This is a genomic window from Bacillus thermozeamaize (assembly GCA_002159075.1).
Lineage (GTDB): Bacteria > Bacillota > Bacilli > ZCTH02-B2 > ZCTH02-B2 > Bacillus_BB > Bacillus_BB thermozeamaize.
Genome location: LZRT01000006.1, coordinates 1 through 2,426 on the forward strand (window position 1 = coordinate 1; position 2,426 = coordinate 2,426).

The following is a 2,426-nucleotide window of genomic DNA, read 5'->3' on the forward strand; positions in this document are numbered from 1 at the left end:
CTTTGGCCGAGCATTTCGGCACGATGGAGCGGCTGCAGCAGGCCAGTGAGGAGGAGCTGCTCGCGCTCGAGGAGATCGGCCCCAAGATTGCGCAAAGCATTTGTTCCTATTTCTCGCAGCCCAGTGTCCAGGAAATGCTGGAAAAATTGCGCGCGGCCGGTGTCAACATGCGGCAACCGCAGGCAGTTCGGCCCAGCGCCGAAGAGAGTCCGCTGGCCGGCAAGACGGTCGTCCTGACCGGTACGCTTTCCTCGCTGACGCGTCAGGAAGCGACCCGTCTCATCGAGTCGTTGGGAGGGAAGGTGAGCGGTTCGGTCAGCCGCAAGACGGATTGGGTGATCTACGGCGAGCAGGCCGGCTCAAAACTGCAACGTGCCAAGGAGCTGGGCATCCCCTTGATGGATGAGGAAACATTTCTGAAAACGATTGGTTATGCGAAAAAAGAAGACGAGAAATGAAGTCCAGCGGTAAGATGTCAAGTCCCTGATTTGCGGTAACTGGAAATTTTTCTTTGAAAAAAAGCTATGAGTCACGAAAAATGGCAATAGCAAACTAGACCCAGCAAAAAATCAGGGGATTTTCCAGATTTTTACTGGGAATGCTGAAGGACTTTGGCAAAGGAGGGATTAATCCTTCGCGATGTTCACCTTCCTTCGAGGCGTGTAGAGTTGGTCGTTGCGTAGCAGCACATCGACCAGACGCACAAGTTTTCTTGCGGTTAAGACGAGGGCGCGTTTATGTTGATGCAACGTCACTTCGTTATACTTTTTCCGGTAGTAGGCTCCGAATTCCGGATCGCAGTTTTTCACCGAGTTGGCAGCTTCAACCAGGTAATACCGCAAGAATCGGTTACCGGAACGAATGCGCTTGGTTTCTTGCGCTTCAAATGTGCCGGATTGTTTTCTGCTCCAGACGAGACCGGCATACTTGGCCACGGCGGCTTGGTTGTCAAAACGGTCAATGTTGCCGATCTCGGCGAGAATGCCGGCAGCATAAACCAAATCGATCCCTGGAATGGAGCGTAAAATTTTCGCGCCAGGGATGCCTTCCAGGATCCGTCCGATGGCCTTGTCCAGTTCCTTGATCTGTGCCTGGATGCTCCGGATGGATTGAATCGATGTGCCGAGCACGATGTCAATCGAGTCTTCAACCACCTTGGACAGGCGGTAAGATGCCCGTGCGGCTTTCTGAATGCACCGGGCCACATGCTCGGGATCGGGGAAACGGTTTTTTCCTTTCTCTTTGAGGTAGTCGGCCAAAACAGCCACATCCATGTTGGCGATCTCATCGAGGCTGTACTTCTCCGAGAGCATCTCCATAATGGCATGTCCAAACACGGAGCTTGCGACCTCATCGCGAAAAGCGTTGCACTTGAAAAACAGGTTTTGCAAGAAGTACTGCTTTTCGCGTGTCAGGTTGTGGACCAAATGGTATCGCATCCGTGTCAGACGTTGGAGCGCAATGTATTGCTCCTGCATGACGACGGTCATCGTCAATCTGCCGAAACGCAAGCGGTCGGCAATGATCCAGGCGTCGATACGGTCGGTCTTGTCCAGGTCGGCATAGGCTTCCCGAAACTTGTGAATGAGCTTGGGGTTCATCGTAAACACCTTGGCGTTGCGTTGTTTGAGTGACACATCCTCAGACAGGTACATCGCCGGATGCCAACTGTAGACGGAGGTGGCCTCCAGGCCGATGTGGATCTCGGAAGCAGGGAGCTTGTCCGCAGCTTGAACGATGCGGTCGCGCAAAACCGATGCACCCTGCAAGGTGTTGGCGACCTTGAACGTCTCCAACGTATCGCCGTCTGGGTTCAAGAAGCAGGCTTCGAGCCAGCGCGCACTGACGTCAATACCGACAAACAGTTTCACGGGGTGTCCCCTCCTTTCTGTAGGGATTCGGGGAATAGACGCTCCGGGATGCCTCCGGCGTGCTCGCCGATCAGTCACCCTCGCATATGAGAACACACTTCGGGCCATGAGCTGCCCCGGACGCTGCTACGTCCGGCATGGGTTGCCGAAGGGAACAGCCAGCGGGTAAGACGTTCAAGCGAGAACCGGAGAAACAGACTTCAAAAGTAGACAAAGCTACAGGAGGAAGAAGGATTTCCCCGAATGGACCCCTAAGTTCCATTGTCCGGAGGCATTCCAGAAAGTCCAGTCCCTTATTCTTTGATTTTGTTTGAGCGTTTTTTGAGGAGGGGCCCCGACTTCCGCTCCTCGCCCTGACGGGCTGCGGTGCGGGTTCGGCTACGCCCTCCAGCTGGAAAAAATGATGAGTCATCAACAACTGGAAATTCTTGAATAACAAGCTTCAAAACATATGATACGAGGAAGAAGAGCGATGAATAGCTTGCGCAGACGCCTTATTCCGTTCGCCGTTTTTTTCTGGTGCTTATCGCTTTTGACAGGGTGCCAGGTCAACCT

Annotated in this window: 1 protein-coding gene and 1 pseudogene; one reads left to right on the forward strand and one right to left on the reverse strand. The window is 53.6% G+C overall.

All coding sequences use genetic code 11. From position 1 onward, the window contains the following. Window positions 1–458 (forward strand): annotated as a pseudogene (locus BAA01_11965) (DNA ligase (NAD(+)) LigA). 168 nt (window positions 459–626) lie between these two features. On the opposite strand, the gene BAA01_11970 reads toward BAA01_11965, so the two are convergent. Continuing rightward, a complete protein-coding gene (locus BAA01_11970) occupies window positions 627–1,871 on the reverse strand; it encodes a transposase (protein OUM91054.1) in 1,245 nt (414 codons plus the stop codon). Between the last annotated feature and the right edge of the window lie 555 nt (window positions 1,872–2,426).